Origin of the sequence: Aeromonas sp. QDB62, from assembly GCF_027705695.1 — a bacterium.
Lineage (GTDB): Bacteria > Pseudomonadota > Gammaproteobacteria > Enterobacterales > Aeromonadaceae > Aeromonas > Aeromonas allosaccharophila.
This window is the reverse complement of record NZ_JAPDCD010000124.1, coordinates 1-1088: the sequence shown is the minus strand read 5'-3', so window position 1 is coordinate 1088 and position 1088 is coordinate 1. Positions and strand designations below refer to the sequence as shown.

General features: G+C 55.1%; 2 protein-coding genes. One reads left to right on the top strand and one right to left on the bottom strand.

The genetic code is table 11. The features are described from left to right. Positions 1-35: 35 nt before the first annotated feature. On the bottom strand, positions 36-983 hold the full coding sequence (locus OKC27_RS22715; protein WP_031285326.1) for an IS30 family transposase: 948 nt from the start codon (positions 981-983) through the stop codon (positions 36-38). On the opposite strand from OKC27_RS22715, the gene OKC27_RS22710 reads away from it, so the two are divergent. After that, positions 882-1088: hypothetical protein (locus OKC27_RS22710; RefSeq protein ID WP_206635992.1), on the top strand; the 207-nt coding region annotated here is incomplete at its 3' end. The two genes, OKC27_RS22715 and OKC27_RS22710, sit on opposite strands and share 102 nt — an antisense overlap.

Sequence of the window (1088 nt, the reverse complement as noted above, 5' to 3'; positions counted from 1 at the left end):
CGCGAATTCAACTCCGAAGTGCAACACCCGCCAAATCAAGCAACCTGTCGTAGTTCATCAAACACGATCTGCGGTTGCCTGAAATCCAAACATTTGCGCGGTCTAAGGTTGAGTCGCCGCTCGAAGGCCGACAACTCATCCGGGCTGAGCTGGCTCAGGTCGCTGCCCTTGGGCACATACTGCCGCAACAAGCCATTGCTGTTCTCGTTCAGACCTCGCTCCCACGCGCTGTATGGATGCGCGAAGTAAAACTGGGCATTTAGCACCTTGGCTACTCGCTCATGTTCCACAAATTCACTGCCATTGTCCGCGGTGATTGTATGAACATGTGCCTTGTAGGGCTCTAGCATGCAGATGATGGCATCGGCCACTGCAGCTGCCGTCTTGGCAGGCACATACTGCACTAGGTAGAGTCGGCTCTTACGCTCGGCCAGTGTCACGATGGCACCACTACCTTGTTTGCCCGAAACGGTATCCACCTCCCAGTCACCCAATCGGCTACGAGAGTCGACTATCGCTGGGCGCTCATCGATCGATACCGGGTTGGGGATCACGCAGCGCTTGGCATTCTGTCCCTTACGGTAACGTTTGTGGCCTTGCCGCAAGTGACGGAACAGCTTGCCACCGTTGGCCTTATCCTGCGCCACATAGCGGTAGATCCACTCATGACTGACAGGGCAACCAATGCGCCTGCAGACCGAGCTTATCTGCTCCGGACTCCAGTCTGCGGCCAACGCCATGGTCACGAAAATAAGGGTATCTTCCGGGACACGATATTTGCTGCTGGAACATCGTCGCAGGGTGGCCGATTGATGAGCCTCTGCTGGTTGATAACCTTGCGCACACCGGTTGCGACGGAGTTCGCGACTAATGGTGGATGGATGCACACCCACCTTGCGGGCAATCATTGCTTGGCTCAAGCCATGGTCATGAAGGCAGGCGATCTGGTATCGTTGTCCTTCGGTCAACTGATGGTATCTCATGGTGTTCCGCTTTGTTTCTTTGGCGAGAAGAAGCGTACCAGAACCGGCAGTTGGCCTCTTCTCTCCTATGCACCATGGGTGTTGCAGTTATTATCTGAATTCGCG